Source organism: Polynucleobacter sp. 39-46-10 (assembly GCF_002282275.1).
The window spans coordinates 1-22,859 of the sequence record NZ_NCJB01000008.1 but is presented as its reverse complement, the minus strand read 5'-3'; the positions used below and the strand labels follow the sequence as shown (position 1 = coordinate 22,859).

20 protein-coding genes are annotated in these 22,859 nt (G+C 46.7%); 14 read left to right on the top strand and 6 right to left on the bottom strand.

The genetic code is table 11. From position 1 onward, the window contains the following. Positions 1-14 precede the first annotated feature (14 nt). The 8 genes from B7X71_RS01775 (at position 15) to B7X71_RS01740 (ending at position 7,257) form a co-directional block, all read left to right on the top strand. Positions 15-1,481 (top strand): NADH-quinone oxidoreductase subunit M, encoded by a 1,467-nt coding sequence (locus B7X71_RS01775; RefSeq protein ID WP_293597406.1) that lies wholly within the window; start codon positions 15-17, stop codon positions 1,479-1,481. 10 nt (positions 1,482-1,491) lie between these two features. Continuing rightward, complete coding sequence (gene nuoN / locus B7X71_RS01770; RefSeq protein WP_293597405.1) at positions 1,492-2,997, top strand: NADH-quinone oxidoreductase subunit NuoN; 1,506 nt, start codon at positions 1,492-1,494, stop codon at positions 2,995-2,997. Positions 2,998-3,102: 105 nt separating this feature from the next. Beyond that, complete coding sequence (locus B7X71_RS01765; protein WP_293597404.1) at positions 3,103-3,705, top strand: NUDIX hydrolase; 603 nt, start codon at positions 3,103-3,105, stop codon at positions 3,703-3,705. Positions 3,706-3,766: 61 nt separating this feature from the next. Next, positions 3,767-4,294 carry a DUF1178 family protein gene (locus B7X71_RS01760; protein ID WP_293597403.1) on the top strand — a complete coding sequence of 176 codons (528 nt, stop codon included), beginning with the start codon at positions 3,767-3,769 and terminating at the stop codon, positions 4,292-4,294. 81 nt (positions 4,295-4,375) lie between these two features. Beyond that, entirely contained in the window at positions 4,376-5,128 is a 753-nt protein-coding gene (locus tag B7X71_RS01755) for a transporter substrate-binding domain-containing protein (RefSeq protein ID WP_293597402.1), read from the top strand. 44 nt (positions 5,129-5,172) lie between these two features. Then, entirely contained in the window at positions 5,173-5,826 is a 654-nt protein-coding gene (locus B7X71_RS01750; RefSeq protein ID WP_293597401.1) for an amino acid ABC transporter permease, read from the top strand. A gap of 34 nt (positions 5,827-5,860) precedes the next feature. Continuing rightward, positions 5,861-6,592, top strand: a complete 732-nt coding sequence (locus B7X71_RS01745) for an amino acid ABC transporter ATP-binding protein (RefSeq protein ID WP_293597400.1) — start codon at positions 5,861-5,863, stop codon at positions 6,590-6,592. After that, positions 6,592-7,257: an amino acid ABC transporter permease gene (locus B7X71_RS01740; protein WP_293597399.1), complete on the top strand. Its 666-nt coding sequence runs from the start codon at positions 6,592-6,594 to the stop codon at positions 7,255-7,257. The genes B7X71_RS01745 and B7X71_RS01740 overlap by 1 nt, the downstream gene beginning before the upstream one ends. Positions 7,258-7,340: 83 nt before the next feature. Here B7X71_RS01740 and B7X71_RS01735 read toward each other — a convergent pair whose 3' ends face one another. Beyond that, entirely contained in the window at positions 7,341-8,861 is a 1,521-nt protein-coding gene (locus B7X71_RS01735) for a CoA-acylating methylmalonate-semialdehyde dehydrogenase (RefSeq protein WP_293597398.1), read from the bottom strand. Between the two features lie 148 nt (positions 8,862-9,009). Between B7X71_RS01735 and B7X71_RS01730 the strand changes: the two genes are divergently transcribed. From B7X71_RS01730 to B7X71_RS01720, 3 genes are read left to right on the top strand one after another with little or no spacing between them, the layout of a single operon-like run. Further along, positions 9,010-10,131 (top strand): NADH:flavin oxidoreductase/NADH oxidase, encoded by a 1,122-nt coding sequence (locus B7X71_RS01730; RefSeq protein WP_293597397.1) that lies wholly within the window; start codon positions 9,010-9,012, stop codon positions 10,129-10,131. Positions 10,132-10,186: 55 nt separating this feature from the next. Next, positions 10,187-10,846 carry a SprT family zinc-dependent metalloprotease gene (locus B7X71_RS01725; protein WP_293597396.1) on the top strand — a complete coding sequence of 220 codons (660 nt, stop codon included), beginning with the start codon at positions 10,187-10,189 and terminating at the stop codon, positions 10,844-10,846. Positions 10,847-10,898: 52 nt separating this feature from the next. Further along, complete coding sequence (locus tag B7X71_RS01720; RefSeq protein WP_293597409.1) at positions 10,899-11,966, top strand: tartrate dehydrogenase; 1,068 nt, start codon at positions 10,899-10,901, stop codon at positions 11,964-11,966. A 20-nt stretch (positions 11,967-11,986) separates the two neighbouring features. On the opposite strand, the gene dnaQ is transcribed toward B7X71_RS01720, so the two are convergent. The 5 genes from dnaQ to B7X71_RS01695 form a co-directional block, all read right to left on the bottom strand. Continuing rightward, positions 11,987-12,697, bottom strand: coding sequence for a DNA polymerase III subunit epsilon (gene dnaQ, locus B7X71_RS01715; RefSeq protein ID WP_293597395.1), 711 nt, complete (start codon positions 12,695-12,697; stop codon positions 11,987-11,989). Next, complete coding sequence (locus tag B7X71_RS01710) at positions 12,697-15,795, bottom strand: efflux RND transporter permease subunit (RefSeq protein ID WP_293600140.1); 3,099 nt, start codon at positions 15,793-15,795, stop codon at positions 12,697-12,699. The genes dnaQ and B7X71_RS01710 overlap by 1 nt, the downstream gene beginning before the upstream one ends. After that, positions 15,792-17,102: an efflux RND transporter periplasmic adaptor subunit gene (locus tag B7X71_RS01705; protein ID WP_293598143.1), complete on the bottom strand. Its 1,311-nt coding sequence runs from the start codon at positions 17,100-17,102 to the stop codon at positions 15,792-15,794. The genes B7X71_RS01710 and B7X71_RS01705 overlap by 4 nt, the downstream gene beginning before the upstream one ends. A gap of 116 nt (positions 17,103-17,218) precedes the next feature. Further along, positions 17,219-17,674 (bottom strand): ribonuclease HI, encoded by a 456-nt coding sequence (gene rnhA / locus B7X71_RS01700; RefSeq protein WP_215334807.1) that lies wholly within the window; start codon positions 17,672-17,674, stop codon positions 17,219-17,221. Between the two features lie 4 nt (positions 17,675-17,678). Next, a complete protein-coding gene (locus tag B7X71_RS01695) occupies positions 17,679-18,464 on the bottom strand; it encodes a class I SAM-dependent methyltransferase (RefSeq protein WP_293598144.1) in 786 nt (261 codons plus the stop codon). Between the two features lie 36 nt (positions 18,465-18,500). Here B7X71_RS01695 and gloB point away from each other — a divergent pair, with 36 nt between their 5' ends. Genes gloB through B7X71_RS01680 form a run of 3 tightly spaced genes read left to right on the top strand, consistent with a single transcriptional unit; the run spans position 18,501 to position 22,635 of the window. Next, on the top strand, positions 18,501-19,310 hold the full coding sequence (gene gloB, locus B7X71_RS01690; RefSeq protein WP_293598145.1) for a hydroxyacylglutathione hydrolase: 810 nt from the start codon (positions 18,501-18,503) through the stop codon (positions 19,308-19,310). Next, positions 19,310-20,716 carry a transglycosylase SLT domain-containing protein gene (locus B7X71_RS01685; protein ID WP_293598146.1) on the top strand — a complete coding sequence of 469 codons (1,407 nt, stop codon included), beginning with the start codon at positions 19,310-19,312 and terminating at the stop codon, positions 20,714-20,716. Before gloB ends, B7X71_RS01685 begins: the two co-directional genes overlap by 1 nt. Positions 20,717-20,751: 35 nt before the next feature. Beyond that, positions 20,752-22,635, top strand: coding sequence for a propionate--CoA ligase (locus B7X71_RS01680; RefSeq protein ID WP_293598147.1), 1,884 nt, complete (start codon positions 20,752-20,754; stop codon positions 22,633-22,635). The last annotated feature ends 224 nt before the right edge of the window (positions 22,636-22,859 follow it).

The window sequence follows — 22,859 nt, the reverse complement described above, 5'->3', positions numbered from 1 at the left end:
CTTAAGTAGCCATCATGATTCTTTCTTACGCCATCTGGATCCCGATTTTCTTCGGCATCATTATTTTGTTCTACGGTTCAGAGAGGCCAACTGCTGGCGTTCGCTGGTTAGCTCTTTTTGGTGCCGTCCTTGGCTTCATTGCAACGCTGCCTTTAATCATTCATTTTGACCTCGCCAATCCTGGCATGCAGTTTGTTGAAAAGATGAGCTGGATTCCTCGTTACGACATTAACTATCACCTTGGTATTGACGGTATCTCAGTGTGGTTCATTGTTTTAACTGCATTCATCAATATTTTTGTAGTGATTGCTGCATGGGAAGTAATTGATAAGAAAGTTTCCCAGTACATGGCTTCTTTCTTAATCCTTTCTGGATTAATGATTGGCGTATTTGCTGCTTTAGATGCTTTGCTTTTCTACGTATTCTTCGAGGCAACTTTGATTCCGATGTACATCATCATCGGTGTCTGGGGTGGTCATAACCGCATCTATGCAGCATTTAAGTTCTTCTTGTACACCTTGCTTGGTTCATTGCTCACTCTGATTGCCATGCTGTATTTGTACAACGTGACCAATACCTTTGATATCTTGACTTGGCATAATGCGCGTCTAGACATTGTTGAACAAATCCTCTTGTTCTTAGCTTTCTTTATGGCGTTTGCTGTGAAGGTGCCAATGTGGCCTTTACATACTTGGCTGCCAGATGTTCACGTTGAGGCGCCAACAGGTGGTTCAGTCGTGTTGGCTGCAATCATGTTGAAGTTGGGTGCTTATGGTTTCTTGCGCTTCTCATTACCAATCGCTCCAGATGCAAGTCAGTACCTCGGCCCATTTGTGATCTTCTTGTCTTTAGTAGCGGTGATCTATGTAGGAGCAGTAGCTCTAGTTCAGAAAGACATGAAGAAGTTGGTAGCCTACTCATCAGTAGCGCATATGGGTTTTGTGACCCTAGGTTTCTTCCTCTTTAGCCCGCTCGGTATTGAGGGCGGTATTGTGCAGATGATTTCTCACGGCTTTGTGGCAGGCGCAATGTTCCTTTCTATTGGCGTGTTGTATGACCGCATGCATACCCGTCAAATTGCTGATTACGGCGGCGTTGTGCACCGTATGCCCGCCTTTACAGCTTTTGCTGTCTTGATGGCAATGGCGAACTGTGGTCTACCTGCCACCTCCGGTTTCGTAGGTGAGTTCATGGTCATTCTGGCCGCTGTGGATTATGACTTTGTGATTGGTATCTTGGCGGCGACTGCTTTGATTCTAGGTGCCGCTTATTCCTTATGGATGGTGAAGCGCGTGTTCTTTGGTGCAATCACCAATCACCATGTTGAGGAATTAAAAGATCTCAATGCGCGTGAATATTTCATGATGGCAGTGCTATCCATTTGCGTGATTGGTATGGGTGTTTATCCAAAACCGTTTACCGACATCATTCATCCGTCTGTGATTAATCTGCTGCAGCATGTTGCTGTTAGCAAACTCTGAGTAAAAGCTAATGCAAGTATTTGACCTATACGCCGTCCTGCCGGAACTCGTTTTACTTGTAGCTGCCTGCCTCTTGCTGGTGGCTAGTGTTTATGTGCCGGAGCGTCAGCCAGCAAAACCTGGTATTGAGCAGGATATTTTCCATACGCCACGTGGTGTTGGTTTTGTTTATTTTTTCACCATCATTTTGCTGGTGTATTTGATCTTTGCATTTGTGGGTCGCATCGGTGATATATCTTTAGTCGCCATGAATGGCTTGTTTCAGTCTGACCCAATTTCAAACCTGCTAAAAGCCTGCTCTTGTGGTGCAGTGTTGGTGAGCTTGGTTTACTCAAAACAGTATCTAACTGATCGTGCGATGTTCCGCCCAGACTTTATTGTTTTGGTTTTATTGGCTTTGTTGGGGCAGTGCGTGTTGATCTCCGGTGCCAACCTATTGACTTTGTATTTAGGTCTTGAGTTGATGGCTTTGCCTACCTACGCTTTGGTAGCAATGCGTCACAACAATGAGAAGAGTGTTGAAGCTGGTATTAAGTACTTCATTCTCGGTGCATTAGCTTCCGGTTTTTTGCTTTACGGTATGTCTATGTTGTACGGTGTAACTGGCTCACTGGACTTAATCGAGATTTTTAGAACAGTTGCTGATCCCCGTGTGAATCACTTGGTAATGGCCTTTGGTTTAGTATTTATTGTTTCTGGTCTAGCTTTCAAGTTAGGCGTTGTGCCATTCCATATGTGGGTGCCTGACGTTTATCAAGGTGCACCAACAGCAGTGACATTGATGATTGCTGCGGCTCCAAAGATCGCAGCCTTTGCTTTGCTATTCCGTTTACTCGTAAATACTTTGTTGCCGCTTTTAGGTGACTGGCAGCCGATGTTGGTATTGTTGGCCGTCTTGTCATTGGTAGTGGGTAACGTCACTGCGATCGCGCAAACGAATATGAAGCGCATGTTGGCTTACTCAGCGATTGCGCAGATGGGCTTTGTGCTGCTGGGTATGCTGTCAGTATTTGATGATCATGCGTTTAGTGCCTCTATGTTCTATGCGGTTACTTATGTGTTAACCACCTTGGGAAGCTTTGGTCTCTTAATGATGCTGTCCCGTAAAGGTCATGATTGCGAAACCATTGATGACCTCAAGGGCTTAAACAAACGTCATCCCTGGTTTGCATTCATTGGTCTCGTGATGATGTTCTCTTTGGCTGGTATTCCGCCAACCGTTGGCTTTGCTGCGAAGCTGGGTGTGCTTGAGGCCTTGGTTGACGGAGAGCACACATTCTTGGCTATCATTGCTGTGATCGCATCCTTGATCGGTGCTTTCTACTACCTCAGAGTAGTTAAGGTAATGTACTTTGATGAGCCAAAAGAAGAGCATGCTGCTGAGATTTCTGGATCTGGCTTTGCTCGTGGATTATTGAGTTTGAATGCGATCTTTGTTTTAGCTCTCGGGATTTTCCCAGCTGGGTTGATGGCTGTTTGTTTGGATGCGATGCGCCGTACCTTATTGGGTTCATAGCCCAAAGCTTCAAGTGGCTTGCGATGAAGGCTCCGAATAGGGGCCTTTCTCTTTTCTGTCATCTGGGTTTTGTATGATGACTATTCATTACATGAAATACGAGCTATGACTGAAAAATCTTTTAACGACTTGCCATTTGGCGATACCCATTTGAGAGAAGAGCGTTTGTCTGGTGAGGATATCTACGGCGGTATCTTTCTGAATATGAAACGTGATCAAGTTAGTTTGCCGGATGGCAAGCAAGCCGTACGCGAGTATTTGACACACCCTGGAGCAGTTGCTATTTTGGCTATCTTGGATGATGGCAGGGTGCTGATGGAGCGCCAATATCGTTACCCAGTCGCAAAAGCCTGCATTGAGATTCCTGCGGGTAAGCTAGAAATCGGTGAAGATCGATTACTCTGTGCCCAGCGAGAGCTTGAGGAGGAGACGGGCTATTCTGCAAGTAAGTGGAGCTTTATTCGGCGCATCCATCCTGTGATCTCTTACTCGACCGAATTTATTGATATCTATCTCGCCGAAGGTTTAGTCTCCGGCAAAAGCCACCTAGATGATGAAGAATTTTTGGATGTATTTGCTGCCCCTCTAGAGCAATTATTGGATTGGGTAGAGCAGGGTGAGATTACTGATGTGAAGACGACGATTGCGACCTATTGGCTGGATCGTTATCGACGTGGATTAGTCAGCCCTACGCCTATCCCCAGCTGATTTCGTAATCCATTTAAAATAGGGCTATTGAATTTGGTATTTATGCCCCTATATAGGTCTTATGAAAGTTTATAACCTCGCTTGCCCACTAGATCATCGCTTTGAGGGATGGTTTGCCTCTGAAGAGGATTGCCTTGCCCAGCAAGACAAGGGAATGCTGGCGTGCCCTATTTGTGACAGTACTGAGATTACTCGGATGCCATCGGCTCCCCATATTGCCAAATCAAATACTAGTAAGGCGCTTCCAAGTTCAACTGAACTCACGGTTGCTAGCCCTACCGTAACGGATCATGCAGGCATTGGTGGCGCGCTGAGTGGCGACGTTGTTGCTCTTACAGGGAGCGATCACTCCCAGCTAGAGGCTCAGGTGCAGGCGGCCTTTTTAAAGGGTATGCGTGAGCTGATGGGGCGATCCGAGGACGTTGGAAACTCTTTTGCCGAAGAGGCCCGAAAAATCCACTACAAGGAATCTCCTGAGCGGAGTATTCGTGGTCAAACGACTTTAGACGAAGCTGAGGCTTTGCGCGAAGAGGGTATCGAAGTGATGGCGATGCCGATGTTGCCTGCCTTTAAAAACACCCTGCAGTAGCCAGCCCCAACCTAATTCCCCTATACTTAGTGTGCACCCAGAGCTTGGGTATCAATATTTACTAGGATAGGAGAGGTACCCATGAAGCGCTTTTTTCTGGCACTGTTTGCCGCTGTTTTAGCTCTCACTATTGTGGCTTGTTCCAACTCCTCTGACACTAAAGAAATTAAGGTTGCTGTATCACCCGCATCACCCCCAATGTTGTTTGATGACAAGGGTCAGATCGTTGGTGTGGATATGGATATTTTCCAGGGCTACTGCCAATCCCGTGGTTGCACTTTAAAAGTCACTCCGTATGACTGGGCTGGAATGTTGGGTGCCGTTTCTAGTGGTCAAGCTGATGTGGCTTTCTCAGGTATCTCTATTACCGATAAGCGTAAAGAGGCGATGGATTTTTCTCAGCCTTACTATGACAATGCTTGGCATCTCGTGAGCATGAAGAATAAAAATATTCAGATCACGGATTTGAATCAGCTTAAGAAATACTCCATTGGCTATCCGCGGGGCATGGCTTACGATGATCTTATTAAGAATGAGTTAGAGCCAAAGGGCTACTACTCCTTAAGCAAGGTCAAACTGTATCCTTCATACGCTGAAGTAATTACCGATCTGCAAAATGGTAATCTAGATTTGGCCTTTATTGAAGAGCCCGTATTTCTGAATTATGAGAATAAATTAAAGCTACCAATTCAGAGCAGTTATGTATTTAAAGGCTTCGATAAGCTTGGCTTTGCTTTTGCTAAAGGCTCTAAGTTGCGTGACGACTTTGATAAATATCTCAATGAACTCGGCCCTGAAAAAATCAAGTCTATTCTTGATAAGTGGATGAAATAAGTAACCCATAACAACACCTCAATCAGTAGTCGAAAGTCTGCCCTGTGACCTTTCTGGATATTCTTGCCCAGTTAGCCCAGGGCATTTCTTATACGGTTTTAGTAACGCTAGTTTGTTCCCTCACTGGATTGGTAGTTGGGTTAACCGTTGCGAGTCTTCGTCGCTTTGATATCCCTTGGCTTACCGCTCTAATCGATTGCTATACCTACGTCTTTAGGGGTGTGCCAGTTTTAGTTCTGTTATTCATGGTGTACTTTGGCTTACCGGGTCTTGGTTTCAAGGTTCCGCCATTAATGGCGATGGCCCTGAGTTTGGGCTTGGTCGCTTCAGCCTATTTGGCCGAGGTATTTCGAGGCGCATACAACTCAGTTGATCCGTCCGAAGTCATTGCTGCCCAAGCCATGGGCATGACACGTATTCAGGTGCTGAGATTTATCGAGCTACCTCAGATGTTGCGATTCTCAGTTCCAGGCATGGTTAATGAGTTCACCTCAGTTTTGAAGTACTCACCATTCGCCTATACCGTCGGCATTCCAGAAATTACTAAACAGGCCATGACCTTAACCTCAACAACGCTGCGTGGCATAGAGGTTTATCTAGCCGTCGGCATCCTTTATTTTGTGATTTACCGAATCTGCTTGGTTGGAGTTCAGCTCTTGAGTAAGCGTTTTCAAATACCAGGAATGAGTCCAGCGTGAGTATAAGTATGACAATATTGGAAGAGGTAACTCTGTGGCATTAATTCAGGTAAGAGATTTGGTTAAAGAGTTCGGGGGGCAAACAGTTTTGTCCAACATCAATCTTGATCTCAATGAGGGTGATGTCCGCGTCTTGATGGGCGCCTCTGGCTCTGGTAAATCGACCTTATTACGCTGTCTTAATCGCCTGATAGAGCCCACCTCAGGATCTATTGTTTTCAGAGGTAAAGAGGTATTAGGTTCTGATGTTGATGTGCGCGAGTTGCGCAAGCAAATTGGTTTCGTATTTCAGCAGTTTGCTTTGTATAGCCATTTAACTGTTTTGGATAATGTCTCATTAGGTCTGCGCAAGCTGCATAAGATGGGTAAAGCGGAGGCTAAAGAAAAAGCCTTACTTGAGTTGTCCCATTTTGAGATGACATCACATCAAGATAAATATCCCTCACAGCTTTCTGGAGGGCAGAAACAGCGGGTTGCAATTGCTCGGGCGCTCGCTATGGATCCGGCGGTCTTGGTTCTGGATGAGCCTACTTCAGCATTGGATCCCATCATGTCTAGAGATGTAGCTGATCTAATTAATCGCTTGCATAGCGAGGGCATCACCATGATCTGCGTTACGCATGATCTCAATCTGGCTCGTAATATTGCGGATACCGTGATGTTCTTGGATCGCGGTGTCATTCGTGCCGATGATCGGATTGATATTTTGAGTCAACATGCTGATCCAGAAATTAAAGCTTTCTTTGGTTCGGAGGAGAAGCGTTAATGGGTGGGTGGTCATCCTTCGTTCGTGATCTCACGGAGCAGATGCCTTTGATTTTGACGGGGCTAGTGAAGACCTTGCAATTAGCGGGCTTGATTAGTGTTTCAGGTTTGCTATTGGGCATCGTAGTGTTTTATCTCACGCTCAATAAAAATAAGTACGTACGTAGCGCTATTAATTCTTATATATCCTTCTTTATTGGAATGCCCTTAATCGTTTTATTGTTTCTAATGTATTACGGCTTACCGCAGTGGGGTATCAGACTCTCCCCATTCGCAGTTGCTTTCATTGGTTTTACGTTCAATGTGGCTGCATACAACGCAGCTTATTTAAAAACTGCATTTAATGGTTTGGATAAAAGTCAGCTTCAGGCAGCAAGTGCACAGGGCTTTAGTCCTTTACAGATCTTTCGCTTGATTGCCTTACCGCAGGTCATCCGTCTTTCTATTCCAGCGCTTACCAATCAAGTGATTGCAAACCTGAAAGATAGTTCGGTGGCATTCTTAATTCAGTACACCGAATTCTTTGCCCGCGTACAAGAATTGGCTGCAACCAACTTCCAATTCTTTAAAGCCTATTTTTTAGCAGCCTTGGTCTATCTAGCTTTGGTATCTATCGTCGTGCTGTTTGCGCGTGCAATTGAGAGGCGTTACTTTATTCCCGCGTGATATCCCGACTCAAACTAGAGTGGATGATAAAAAAATAGCGACCCAAAGGCCGCTATTTTTTAGATACCTGCTGCTAAATCAGATTACTTTGAAGTTGGCATCACAAACTCTGCGCCCTTGGCAATGCTCTCGGGCCAGCGCTGCATCACACTCTTTTGCTTAGTGTAGAAGCGAACACCTTCTTTACCGTAGGCATGCATATCGCCAAAGAGGGACTTCTTCCAGCCGCCAAAACCATGCCAAGCCATTGGCACCGGAATAGGCACGTTAATGCCGACCATGCCCACCTGAACGCGGCGTGCAAATTCACGTGCAATATTGCCATCGCTCGTAAAGCACGCTACACCGTTTCCAAACTCACAGGAGTTCACCAAATTCAATGCCTCAGTGAAGTTTGCTACGCGTAAGCAAGATAAGACTGGTCCGAAAATTTCTTCCAAGTAGATCTTCATGTCTGGGGTAACGTTATCGAAAAGAGTGCCACCGATAAAGAAGCCATTCTCATGACCCGGCACTTTTAGGCCGCGACCATCCACCAATAATTTGGCGCCAGAAGCAACGCCGCTCTCAATGTAGCCTGTAATGCGCTCTAAGGCAGCTTTAGTAACGATTGGGCCCATTTCTGCATCAAGCTCCATACCGTTTTTGACTTTGAGCGTCTTGGTGCGCTCAATCAGTTTTGGCATGATTTTTTCTGCAACATCACCAACCAGAACGGCCACTGAAATTGCCATGCACCGCTCTCCAGCTGAACCATAGGCTGCACCAATCAAAGCATCAATCGTCTTATCGATATCTGCATCAGGCATAACTACCATGTGGTTCTTGGCCCCACCTAAGGCTTGGGAGCGCTTACCAAAGTGCGCGCAGCGCTCATAGATATAGTTGGCAATTGGGGTCGAGCCAACAAAGCTTACTGCTTTGACATCCGGATTCTCAATCAAGGCATCCACAGCTTCTTTATCGCCCTGAACCACGTTGAATACACCATCAGGTAAACCAGCTTCTTTTAAAAGCTTGGCCATAAATAAAGAGGCTGATGGATCGGTTGGGCTTGGCTTCAGAATGAAGCTGTTGCCACAGGCAATAGCTACTGGGAACATCCACATTGGCACCATGACTGGGAAGTTAAATGGAGTGACACCTGCAACCACACCCAACGGCTGGCGCATCACCCAGTTATCAATATCAGTAGACACCTGCTCGGTGTAATCACCTTTGAGTAATTCTGGGATACCAGTGGCAAATTCCACGATATCGATGCCACGGCTAACTTCACCTTGGGCATCCGTAAATACCTTGCCGTGTTCGGCGGTAATGATCGCTGCCAATTCATCGCGATTGGCATTGAGCAATTCAAGATACTTGAACATGATCCGTGCGCGGCGCAGTGGAGGGGTCAGACTCCAAGTCTGAAAAGCGGTTTGTGCCACAGCAACGGCATCATCAATCTCTTTACGGCTGGCTAGTGCAACCCGTCTTGCAACTGCTCCAGTAGATGGATTAAATACATCGGCAAAACGACCGTCTTTTGGGTTGACGACTTTGCCGCCAACAAAGTGGCCGATATCTTCTTTTGATTCAAAGGCTTGTGGTGCGCTCATAGTATTTTGCTTAATAATTTCTTGCTAGTTTTAGGTTCAATAAACTTGTATTGCGAGGGATCGCACAAGTTTATGGTCTCGTTTATCCTACCGTTCTATTTTATCGCTTTCATCTCCATTACGCACCGCCAAATTCAAAGGTATTGAAATGAGCCTCTTATTTTCCAGTTTTGCATTGAACTCTCCCAGAGGGCCGTTGACCCTTCAAAACCGTATTGTCGTGGCGCCTATGTGCCAGTATTCAGCTGTAAATGGAGAGGCGCAGGATTGGCATCTGATGCATTGGGGCAATCTCCTTAATAGTGGGGCAGGACTATTCATTATTGAGGCTACTGGCGTAACTCCAGAAGGTCGCATTACACCAGCCTGCCTTGGCTTGTGGGATGAGCGGACTGAGGCTGCTCTTAAAGATAAGCTCACTAGAGCCCGCAAGCTGGCACCAGAAACGCCTGTTTTTATTCAATTGGCACATGCTGGTAGAAAGGCCTCCAGCGCCACACCCTGGGAGGGCGGTCAATTACTGTCCAAAGAGCAGGGTGGCTGGGATACCCTTGCTCCCTCTGCCATCCCACAGTTGAAGGACGAGCGTTTGCCACATGAACTCTCTAAGGTCGAGTTGGTGGAGCTCATTAATGCATTTGTTGTTGCAGCGCAGCGTGCTGAGCGAGTAGGGGTGGATGGCATTGAGTTGCACGGGGCACATGGTTACCTGCTGCATCAATTTCTATCGCCGATTGCCAATCAACGTTCCGATGAATATGGCGGCTCTTACGAAAACCGCATCCGCTTCCTTTTGGAGTTATTTGCAGCTGTACGTGAGGTATATCAAGGTGTTTTGGGCATTCGGATTTCGGCTAGCGATTGGATCGAGGGTGGCTGGACTCCGCAGGAGACTGCTGATTTTGCATCCCGCTTAAAACCATTGGGATGTGATTTTGTGCATATTTCATCTGGTGGTATTTCGCCGCTGCAAAAGATTGCAATTGGACCCAACTATCAAGTGCCATTTGCCAAAATCGTAAAAGACCAATCTAGTTTGCCTACGATGACAGTCGGCTTGATTACAGAACCCCAGCAAGCAGAGGACATTCTACAAAAAGGAGATGCGGATTTGATTGCCTTAGCCCGTGCATTTTTATACAAGCCAAGATGGGCTTGGGAGGCTGCTGCAACCTTAGGTGGTACCGTGCCTTCAAACGAGCGTTACTGGCGCTGTTTGCCACGTGAGGCTCAGGCCATATTTGGTGACGTCAAAGTGGGGCAGCGATAATAGAGCCGTCCCCCTTAGCTAAAACTACCAAACTTAAAATATAAATGAGTTATCGATGAAGCAACACTCCGTAAGAGAATCTTGGCTTGAAGATGCCGTAAGACATTTGGAACCTGTTTTTTCAAAAGCAGGTTATGCAATTCCACCGGTCAGAGTGTCTTGTGGTTTTCCAGCCTCGAGTAGCCCAAGGACAACATTGGGTCAATGCTGGCCACGTGAGCGTTCTGGTGGCGGGGTAAATGAGATTTTTATCTCCCCCAAGCTAGATGATCCTGTTCAGTTATTGGATACCTTAGTCCATGAACTTTGCCATGCGGTAGATGATTGTTTTAGCGGTCACGGTGAGGACTTTAAAGGCATTGCCCAAACTGTAGGACTAGAGGGTCCCGCCAGAATGGCCCATGCAACCGAAGAGTTGATGGTACGCTTGATGATGATTAGCCAAGAGCTTGGGCCATATCCACATCAGGCAATTGTTTTCCCACCACCAAGACCGAGCAATGCGAGTCGCAATAAAGCTAAGTGTGCTCAGTGTGGATACGAGGTGACGCTATTGAAGAAGTGGGCCACCTATGGTGCACCTATTTGTCCCAAGGACAACATCCGCATGCAAGAAGCGGTTATTGAAACCATTGAAAATACAACTGAGCACGATACAGAATCTGTAATTGGTTCTAAGCCTAAGGCGGATGAGATTCGTCGGGCAATTAGCTAAACCTATTCACACTGAAGATCGGATGAGACATTAAATGCAGAAAAATAAAGTAATTCAGAATCCAAAAATCGCGGTTATTGCTGGCGATGGAATTGGTAAAGAGGTTATGCCAGAAGGTGTTCGCGCACTAGAGGCTGCTAGCAAAAAGTTTGGTATCGGTATGCAGTTTGATCATTTCGATTTTGCTAGCTGCGATTACTATCTCCAGCATGGCAAGATGATGCCCGATGATTGGTTCAATACCCTGATGCAATATGACGCGATATTTTTTGGCGCGGTTGGTATGCCAAGCATTCTTCCAGATCATGTTTCTTTGTGGGGAAGCCTCATTCAGTTTCGGCGTTGCTTTGACCAGTACGTCAATTTGCGACCAGTTCGACTCCTCCCTGGTGTGCCATGCCCATTAGCCAACCGAAAACCTGGTGACATTGATTTTTACGTCGTACGTGAAAATACTGAGGGCGAGTATTCCAGTGTCGGTGGAAAAATGTTCCCCGATACCGATCGAGAGTTTGTTATTCAGGAATCCATTTTTACCAGACAAGGTGTTGACCGCATTCTTCAATATGCTTTTGATCTTGCCCAAAGTCGTCCCAAAAAACATTTAACCTCTGCCACTAAGTCCAATGGCATTGCAATCACCATGCCTTATTGGGATGAGCGGGTGGAAGAAATGACGAAGCAATTTGGTGATGTCAGGATGGATAAATATCATATCGATATCTTGGCTGCGCATTTTGTCATGAACCCCGACAGATTTGATGTTGTAGTGGCTAGCAATCTATTTGGCGATATCTTGTCGGATTTAGGTCCAGCCTGTACTGGAACCATTGCAGTAGCACCATCCGGAAGCATTAATCCAGAAGGAAAATTTCCCTCTCTGTTTGAGCCTGTTCACGGCTCAGCCCCTGACATCTACGGAAAGATGATTGCTAATCCCATTGGGCAGATCTGGTCTGGATCAATGATGTTGGATCACTTGGGTTATCCGGAGGCAGGCAAAGCGATATTTAATGCGATTGAGCGAGTCCTAGCAAAAGAAGGCTCTCCGCTCACGCCTGACTTGGGCGGCAAGGCTCGTACAGATGATTTGGGTAAAGCGATCGCAGCTGAAATCTAAATTTATATTTAGTTATGTGGTTAGTTTGTTGCGGCAGAAGGACTCCATACGGAGTCCTTTTTGCTTGCCTTTGCAATTTCACCTAAGATCTTTTCATGTAGCTGGCAATCCTCTTCGCTCGCGCTCATGAGTTTAAGATTGCTTGGCAAGGCTTTCATTTGGCCGGATGCATCAGTGTCGACGGTGTAATCAATCAGATCAATTGAGAGATCTTCTTGGCCACGCGTCATGGCCACATAGACTTCGGCTAATAGCTGGGCATCCAACAAGGCGCCGTGCAGGGTCCTATGTTGATTACTAATGGCGAAGCGCTCACAGAGTGCATCAAGCGAATTGCGCTTGCCTGGAAACATCTGCCGCGCATCTAGAAGGGTGTCGGTGATTTTGGAGGTAAGGCCTCTGAAAGCAGGGCGCTTCAATAAAGCAAATTCGTTATCCAGGAATCCCAAGTCAAACGCCGCGTTATGAATAACCACCTCAGCACCATCAACAAACTCAATTAGCTCTTCAACAATATTGGCAAATACTGGCTTATCGGATAAGAACTCACGAGAGAGTCCATGCACTGCAAACGCGCCAGCATCAATATCGCGCTCAGGATTAATGTAGTAATGGAAAGTGCGATCAGTTAAACGGCGACCCACCATTTCAACGCAACCGATTTCAATAATGCGATCACCTGTCGCGGGATTAAGACCAGTGGTTTCGGTATCGAGAATAACTTGACGCATTAGGTGCTTTCCAACACAGATTGGGGGATGTCCATAGGCCCATTACCCGCATATTTATCCAAATACAGGTAGATCACAGGGGTAATGATGAGGGTTACAAATTGGGAGAAAATTAGTCCTCCGGCTACGCTGATACCCAGAGGTTGACGCAATTCCGCTCCCGCACCTAAGCCCAGTGCAATTGGAAGTGCACCCATTAGGGCTGCAATAGTCGTCATCATGATTGGCCTAAAACGCAAGATGCATGCTTCACGAATCGCTTTTTCTGGCGACATGCCTTGATTGCGCTGCGCATCCAATGCAAAGTCAATCATTAAGATGGCATTCTTTTTCACAATACCAATCAGTAGCAAGATACCAATTGATGCAACGATCGTTAGCTCAAAGCCAAAGATACGAAGGGATAGGATTGCGCCAATCGCAGCAGAAGGCAGGCCGGCCAAAATTGTTAGTGGGTGAATATAACTCTCATAAAGCACGCCCAGCAAAATGTATATAACACCTAAAGCTGCCAATATCAATATGATTTGACCGGACTGATTATCTTTAAATACCGCTGCATCACCACCATAGCTGGTAATAATAGAGGGCGGCAATCCTACTGCTTTTACAAAGCCATCAATTGCTTTGGTAGCGTCACCCAAAAAGATATCTGGAGCTAAGTTGAATGAAATTGTCACTGCCGGAATTTGGCCTTGATGATTTACCGCTGTCGGACCAATGCTGCGAACAAAAGTAGCCAGGCTAGAGAGGGGAATTAACTTATCGGTTGCACGACCCCTGACATAAACCTTATTGAGATCAGTTTCAAATTGACGATCGTTCTCAGCGGTTTCTAAGATCACATAATAGGTGTTCACTGGCGTATAAATGGTGGACACCTGGCGCTCACCAAAGGAGTTGTAGAGCGCATTACGGATATCAGCAATAGTGACGCCAGCACTCGCAGCCTGCTCACGATTGATCTCAATTTTGACGTTAAGGCCCTTAAGTTGAGAGTCGCTGGTGACATCTCGGAAGATGGGGTCAGCACGCATTTTTTGCGTAAGCTTGTCAGCCCAGTCATTAACGCCCTCAAAGCCAACGCTCTGTAAAGTAAATTGGTAGCGACTCTTACTACTGCGTCCGCCCAGTTGTAAATTTTGAACGGGGCGCATGTATACCTGTAGCCCTGGGATCTCTTTAAACTTGATTCGCAAGCCTTCAATGACCTTAGCCATTTTTTCGCGGTCGCCCTTAGATTTGAGAATGATGAAGAAGCGACCCGTATTTCTGCCTGCGCTTAGACCGCCACCTAAGATAGAGATTGAGTTAGCAACGTTGGGATCATTATTAACAATCTCTGCAGCACGATCTTGAAGTTCTAGCATCGCTTTAAAGGAGGTATCTTCGGATGCTTCTGTTGTAGCTATGATTTGACCAATATCTTCTTCTGGAAAAAACCCTTTTGGGCTGTATACAAAAAGAGCAATTGTGATAAAGAAGGAGGCAACCGCACCCCACAAGACTTTTTTGCGATTGGCTAGGGCTAGATCTAAGTATTGAATGTACTTTTTAAGCGTGTACTCAAAGATGCGATCAAACTTTTTCGTGATGGCATATTCTGTTGGGTGCTCTCCAGGTTTGGGAAGAAAGCGACTACAAAGCAAGGGAACCACAGTAAGGGAGACTACTGCAGAGACTAAAATAGAAAGTGAAACCACTACGGCAAACTCTCTAAAGAGAAGGCCGATAGGGCCCGCCATAAAGAAAAGCGGAATAAATACTGCAACCAATGAAATAGAGATGGAGATGATGGTAAATCCCACCTCTTTGCTGCCCTTGAGTGACGCCTTCAGTGGGTCCATGCCTTGCTCGATGTAGCGCATGATGTTCTCAAGAACCACGATGGCATCGTCAACTACCAGCCCAACTGCAAGAGTAATTCCAAGTAAGGAAATGTTATCTAAGCTGTAGCCCATAAAGTACAGCAAAAAGAATGCGCCGATCAGGGAGATGGGAAGGCTGATCGAGGGGATCAGGGTTGCCGATATTCTTTTTAAGAATAGGAATATCACGAGAACAACTAACAGAATGGTTAATGCCAGGGTCACATTGACATCATGAATCGCCTCAATGATCGATAGAGATCTATCATTAATCAGCGTTAATTTGATAGACGCTGGCATTTGCTCTTGAAAAGTAGGGAGCAACTTTTTGATTGCTTTGACAAGCTCTACCGTATTGGCATTGGGTTGTCGCAAAATACCAATCGCAATCGAGCGTTCGCCGGCTGATGTGGCAAAGGTTCTCACATCCTCAAAACTTTCTTGCACATCTGCAACATCGCGAAGATATACGGGCAGGCCATTGCGCTGAGCAATGACTAGGTTGCTAAATTCTTCTGCCTTAACTAATTGAGGGTTGGCATAAATCGTAATCAGTTGGCGTGGGCCGTCTAGGGTGCCTACGGGGCTATTGGTGTTGGCCTTATTGATTGCAAGGGCCAATTCTTCCATGGTGATATTGCGATTGCCTAAGGCATCTGGCCTAACGCTGACACGAACAGCGTAACGCTTAGCGCCATAAACCTGAACTTGTGAAACACCTGTGATGGTCGAGATGGAGGGCGCCAATAAATTTTCAGCATACGCATTAATTTCGGAGAGGCTCATCGAGGGAGAACTCATGCGAATGACGAGGACGGCGGTATCGGCGGGATTAATCTTGCGATAAGACGGCGGCACCGTCATTTCAATCGGCAGGCGCTTTTGAGCTCTTAGTAATGCCGCTTGCACATCTACTGCGGCTTTATCAATATCGCGGTCATTATTAAATTCGAGGGTGATGCTGGTGCTGCCAAGTGTATTGGTGGAGCTAATGACTTTGATGCCATCAATGGTCGAGAACTCTTTTTCCAATGGCAGCGCCACAGAGGAGGCCATATTTTCTGGAGCAGCCCCAGGAAGGCTAGCGCTAACAGAAATGATGGGCGTATTAAAGCTAGGAAGTGCAGCAACCGGAATCTTGAAATACGCGACTGTGCCGGCAATCACGGTTGCAATCGACAGCAACACCGTCATGACGGGCCGCCTAATACATAACTCAGAAAGCGTCATTTTTTCTCTGGGGCAGGAGCCGCTACTTTAGCTGGAGCGGATGCAGCACTTGGTTTCTTTGCTTCTCTGATTTTGCTGCCAGGACGCAAGTTTTGCTTGCCCTCTACAACAACTCGGTCACCGGCTTCGATCCCGTAAATCACTGAAGTGCCTTGATATTCATAAACGACTTTAATAGGCTTGGACTGTACTTTGTCATCCTTATCTACAACGTACACCAGTCGCCCCTTAGGGCTAATTACGATTGCTTCAGATGGCACTGCAATAGCGTCTTTGAGGGTGTTGGCATTTAATGAGACGCGAGCAAATTGCCCGGGCAATAAAGTCATCTTCTCGTTCGGAATTTGAGCGCGCACTCGCACTGCTGCAATGCTGGGGTCGACTTGGTTATCGATTACAAGCACTTCGCCTTCATAAATGGCTTTGGCATCATTGCCAACGCTGACTTTGACTTTGAGTGGCGCATCAGCCTGTTTGCCTTCCATTAACAAAGGAATATCTTTCTCAGGCACAACAAATTGAACGTTGATCGGATTCAGTTGGGTAATTGTCACCATAGAGCCAACGCTAGAGGTTGCTGTTGAGCTAGTTGCGGTTGTGACGATATTGCTTGCTTGCACTAAGGATCCTGGGAACACATTCACAATACCTGCACGACCCGCAATAGGTGAGCGAATGGAGTCAAAGGAGAGTTGCACTTGAGCTGAGCGTGCAGCAGCTTGAGCTGATTTTGCATTAGCCAGAGAGGTCTCCAGGCCTGCCTTAGAGATGAAGTTTTTGGCGACTAACTCTTTGGCGCGCAAGTATTGTTTCTGAGCATCGTCTGCTAATGCTTTTAATTTCTCATAGTTGGCGCGATCATTACGATCATCCAGAGTAAAGAGGAGTTCGCCTTCTTTAACTTCCTGCCCATCTTTGACGTGAATCGTTTTCACAGTATTGGTAGTCATTGGGCGAATATCCACAATACTGCTGGAGATGATCGTGCCAGTTGCCTCAATAATTAACGGAATGTCTTTTTTCTCCACCACGACGCTCGTAATGGTTTGTGGTCCACCCGTTTTGCCGGTAGCGGGGAAGAAGTAATCTAATGTCTTGGAGCCCGCATATAAAACAACCAGTACAGCCAAAATGCGCCACTTGTACTTAAGTGCGAATTCCTTTGCTGTTGCGTAATCTAATTTTTTGACCGTACCAAGATATGGGGAGGCTTTTTGCCAAAGAGTGCATAAGCGTGCCTTTATCGTGTTTTTGAGTAAGGGCAACTTGGCAACTACTTTATCGAGTGCTGATTCAATTTTTGACACGGTCTCGGAGTTTTTCTTGGTTCTGTATGGGTTTAGCGGTGAAATCTGTACCAGCTTTGAATCGGTTCATTCTCTCATAAGACCGCTAAAAACGGGCATCCCAAGGCTGATTCAGCCTAGGGCAGAAACTCCTCTACACCTTTGTTTGCCAGGAGGTCTGCGAGCTCATTTCCCGGATGGCCATTGTGTCCGCGCACCCAATGCCAAGAGATTTTGTGGTCAGGGATGAGGGCGTCTAATTCTTGCCATAAATCCGCATTTTTGACGGGATCCTTGCTGGCAGTCTTCCAGCCTCTTTTTTTCCAACCTTCTAGCCACTCAGTTACACCTTTTTGAACATATTGGGAGTCCGTCCAAAGTTCTACTGAGCTAGTTTGTTTGAGGGCTCGCAGTGCATGAATCACCGCACTAATTTCCATGCGGTTATTGGTTGTGTGCTCTGCGCCCCCGTGTAAATGCTTCTCATGGCCGCCCGAGCGTAAAACCGCACCCCAGCCACCAGGCCCGGGATTGCCTTTGCAGGCGCCATCGGTATAAATAACAATATGGGGGAGGGATTTGGTGTGGGGCATACCGTTAATTTACTTTGTCTTGGCCATTTGCCAAATTCTGCCGGCTTTCGGCTGCTGGGCTTAATTGGGTCATTGCTGGGATGCGCAAGCCCTGGACTTGTCCAATGAGGCGGATACCTTGCTGGCGCTTAATAGCTGAGACCAAGAAAACAGCCCCAAAAATAGGCCACCAACGGTTGCCTGCGGGCTCCATAAAGTCCATTCTGGCCATACCTGATTCGCCGCTGAGTGGGAGTTTGTAGCACCCAAAATGGCCTCGATCTAATGAGAAGTTCAAGAGCTGCAACCAATCTTTAATTCTGAGGAGGCTAATAAATTGACCATCTCTTGGCAGATAAGGGTTGCCAATCAATCTGCTGAGATATTGGCGCATACCCCAAAGACTGGCGGGATTAAAGCCCGAAATAATTAAGCGGCCCTCAGGGCGCAAGACGCGTTCAGCCTCTCGTAGAATTTGATGGGGATCTGCGGCAAACTCCAAAACATGTGGCAGCACCAATAAATCGATAGTTTCAGAGGCAAAGGGCAGCTCAATCGCATTGCCCTCAACTTGATGCCAGTTAAATTGACTAGCCTGTTTTTGGCGGTCATTGGAGTGAATAAGCAGGGCATGCAAAGGCATGCGGTTTTCTGCCAAGGTATTGATTTGGGGTAAACCGATTTGTACGGCATAAAAACCAAAGACATCAGCCACGATTTGATTGAAGCATTTTTGCTCCCAGGCAAGAACATAGCGTCCAGGAGGTGATTGCAGCCACTTTTCCCATGAACTCCATGGTGGTGCAGGCATCTGAGATGGGGAGGGTAGGGTTGGTATCATCGGTCTATGGTGAAGAATACTTTATTGCAGGTTTGGCCGATACCGGCATTTGATGACAATTACATCTGGTGTATCCATGATGGTCAATCGGCTCTGATCGTAGATCCGGGTGATGCTGCCCCAGTTCTGCAATATCTCGAACAAAAAAATCTGACGCTAACTGGCATTCTAATTACACATCATCATGCTGACCACACTGGCGGCATATTGAACTTATTAGAGTTTTTGGGTGTTCAAGTTCCTGTTTATGGTCCTGCAAGTATTGATATTCCAGGCTGTACGAATGCCATGATGGAAGGCGACAAGATTGAAGTGGTTGCACCACGTATTAGTTTTGAGGTGTACGAGGTACCCGGCCATACTTTGAGTCACATTGCTTACTTTGCAAATATGCAGGCTAACGTCGTCGAGCCCATGCTGTTTTGTGGCGATACCCTATTTGCCTCTGGTTGTGGCCGCTTATTCGAGGGCACTCCAACGCAGATGAGTCAGTCTCTTGCTAAGTTCATCGCGTTACCAAAAAATACCTTGGTGTATTGCACTCATGAATACACCTTATCTAATATCCGGTTTGCTTTAGCGGTTGAACCTAATAATGCGAATCTGATTACCTGGGCAGAAGCTGCTAAGGCTCTGCGCGATCAACATCTACCGACCTTGCCAACGACTATTGGACAAGAGCTTCAAGTCAACCCATTCATGCGCTGTGATCAACAAGCTGTCATCGACGCGGCAGTTGAGGTCTCAGGTGAAAAGTCCTTGCCGACCCCTGCGCATGTCTTGGCAGTAGTACGCGCCTGGAAGGATCGGTTCTGATGTTGTGGCGCTTTGCGGCAATATTACTGATTGCCGTACTCTCAGGTTGTGCAAGTACTGGAGATTGGTCCTCTGATGCACCTCCTGCAAAAGATTCACGTGCAGCAAAAGCAAAGCGGGTCGACTTAAAGAGTCAGTCTGTCAGTGATATGTATGCTCCATCAAGTAATTTGTGGATTCGCATTCGGGATGGCTTTGAAATGGAGCCCATGAACACCCCGCTGGAGATTGAGCAAGTGCGTTGGTTGAGTGCACGCCCCGACTATGTTCATCGCTCAATGGCCCGTTCATCACGCTATCTCTTTTATATCGTGCAAGAAGTCAATGCCCGAAATATGCCGACAGAGATTGCATTGCTCCCATTTGTTGAGAGCGCATTTGTCACCAATGCGAAATCTAGCGCTAAGGCGATGGGCTTGTGGCAATTTATGCCGGCAACCGGTAAAGATTTTCAGTTGACGCAAAACGTGTTTAGGGATGAGCGGCGAGATGTATTGCTATCAACCGATGCTGCATTGGATTACCTTCAGCGATTGCATAAGCAGTTTGGTAGCTGGGATCTCGCTTTAGCCGCCTATAACTGGGGCGCGGGGAATATTGCTAAAGCGCAAAAGCGTAATTTAGCCGCAGGACTCCCGACAGATTATCTGAGCCTCAAAATGCCCAATGAGACGCGGAACTACGTACCTAAGTTGATGGCTTACCGGCAGATTGTTTTAGATCCTCAGGCCTACGGTATTGTTTTGCCTGAGTTAGAAAATCACCCCTATTTTGTGGCGGTGGATGTGGGTAGTGATATCGATGTAGATCTAGCGATTAAGTTGTCTGAGATTCCGCAAGATGAGTTCCATAGTCTGAACCCATCCTTTAATAAGCCAGTAATCCTCAGCAATGCCAATCAACAGATTTTGCTGCCGTTCGGGCATGCGGAAATCTTCCAAGAAAATCTCAAGAAGTACACCAAACCACTATCTTCTTGGACTGCTGTTCGGGTGACTAAAACGGAGCCAGTGGATAAGGCCGCTAAAACGCTAGGCGTTAATGTGGATGCTCTTAGGGAGGTCAATGCCATTCCTAAGGGCATGCGAATTCGGGCCGGATCAACCGTTTTGATCCCTAAAACTAGTCAGCGCTCCGGGGATATTCCATTGGCAATGGCTGAAAATGGCAGCCTCAGCCTGGATAAGCCAAAAGCAGCGGGTAAAAAATGTGCAAAAGGGGCAAAATGTTCACAAGCAAAGCCGTCAAAAGCTTCAACTAAGGGTAAATCTTCCAAAATTAATGCTGCATCTCAGCATAAATCCGCATCGACAGGGCTTGCAAAATCTGCGAAAAATGGTTCTGCGCATGCAACTAGCTCTACTGCTAAGGTTTCAAGCAGCAAAGGAGTTGGCAAGATTCAGTAATCCCAGACACTTTAATTTACTTATTTAGGTTGACCATGTCCTATAAATCAGAACACGAACGCTCCATTAAAGACCCAGATGGATTCTGGGGAGAGCAGGCAAAACTTATTCATTGGGAAAAGCCTTTTAATAAAGTTCTGGATTACGCAAACCCCCCGTTTGCCAAATGGTTTGAAGGTGGCTTAACCAACCTTTGCTACAACGCTGTGGACCGCCACCTTAAGGATCGTCCAGATCAAATTGCTCTGGTTGCTGTTTCAACAGAAACAGGCCTAGAAAAGGCGTACACATTTAAAGAGCTCTACGAAGAAGTCAATCGTATGGCTGCAATCTACAAAGCCAACGGCGTCAAAAAGGGCGATCGTGTATTGATCTACATGCCGATGATTGCTGAAGCGTGTTTCGCAATGCTGGCATGTGCACGTATTGGTGCAATTCACTCTGTGGTGTTTGGCGGCTTTGCATCACACAGCTTGGCATCCCGTATTGATGATGCAAAACCAAAAATGATTGTGACTGCAGAAGCGGGTGCGCGTGGCGGTAAACCGGTTCCATATAAGCCCCTGCTAGATGAGGCCATCACACTGGCGACCTATAAACCAGAAAAAGTATTAATCGTGAATCGTGGTCTGACTGAATTCACTACCGTTGTAGGTCGCGATTTGGATTACACCACTGAGCGCCAAAAGCATCTCAATGATTTGGTTCCAATTGAGTGGGTTGATGCAACTCACACTTCATACATCCTGTATACCTCCGGTACGACTGGTAAACCAAAGGGAGTCCAACGTGATACCGGTGGTTATGCAGTGGCATTAGCTTCAACCATGAAGCATATTTTCTGCGGCAATCCTGGTGAAACGATGTTCTGTACGTCTGACATTGGTTGGGTAGTGGGGCATAGCTACATCATTTACGCGCCATTGCTAAACGGCATGGCAACCATCATGTATGAAGGTACGCCATTGCGTCCTGATGCTGGTATCTGGTGGGAACTGGTCGAGAAGTACAAAGTGTCAGTCATGTTCTCTGCACCAACTGCGGTTCGCGTCCTCAAGAAACAAGACCCCGTGTTCTTAACCAAATATGATTTGTCGAGTTTACGCGCCTTGTTCTTGGCGGGTGAGCCCTTGGATGAACCAACCGCGACATGGATTCATGGAGCCATTAATAAACCGATCGTGGATAACTATTGGCAGACAGAAACGGGTTGGCCAATGCTGGCAATTCAGCGTGGTGTAGAAGTCATGCCACATAAATGTGGTTCACCAGGCGTCCCTTCATTTGGTTACAATATGAAGCTGCTCGATGATGCAACATCTGAAGAGTTGGGCCCTGATCAGAAGGGCGTTATTGCGATTGAAGGACCTTTGCCTCCGGGTTGCATGCAAACGGTATGGGATGATGACAAGCGTTTTGTTAGCACTTATTGGGAAACCATTCCGGGTAAGACCATTTACTCCACCTTTGACTGGGGTATTAAAGATAAAGACGGTTACTTCTTTATCTTGGGTCGTACTGATGACGTGATTAACGTTGCTGGCCACCGATTGGGTACTCGTGAGATCGAGGAGAGTATTTCTAGTCATCCAAATATCTCTGAAGTTGCAGTGGTGGGTATTGAAGACAAACTCAAGGGCCAGGCTGCGATTGCCTTTGTGATTCCGAAGGATTCCTCAAATACAGCCACCCTAGAAGCGGAATGCATGAAAACTGTGGACACTACCCTAGGCGCGATTGCTCGTCCAGGTCGTGTTTATGTTGTTACCGCATTGCCTAAGACGCGCTCTGGCAAGATTGTTCGTCGGGCGCTCCAGGCAGTTGCTGAAGGGCGCGATCCTGGTGACATCAGCACCATGGAAGACCAGACTGTTTTGGCTCAAATTAAGACCATCATCGAGCAAAGCGCAAAGTCCTAAAGTTAGCCCAGTTTTAGTCAAAATAAGCCCCTCGGTCGCAAGACTGAGGGGCTTATTACCTTCTAAGCCCAATTGGCTGGGAATCCAAGGGTTTATACGCAAAACTGGTATCATTACTAGGTTCAAAACTTAATAAATTACCCTAGCGCTTAAAGACACTCACCTCCCGCACAAACAGTCCTGGGTTGGTCTTTTTGGGGTGTTGAGCGTCGGATGGAGCAGGG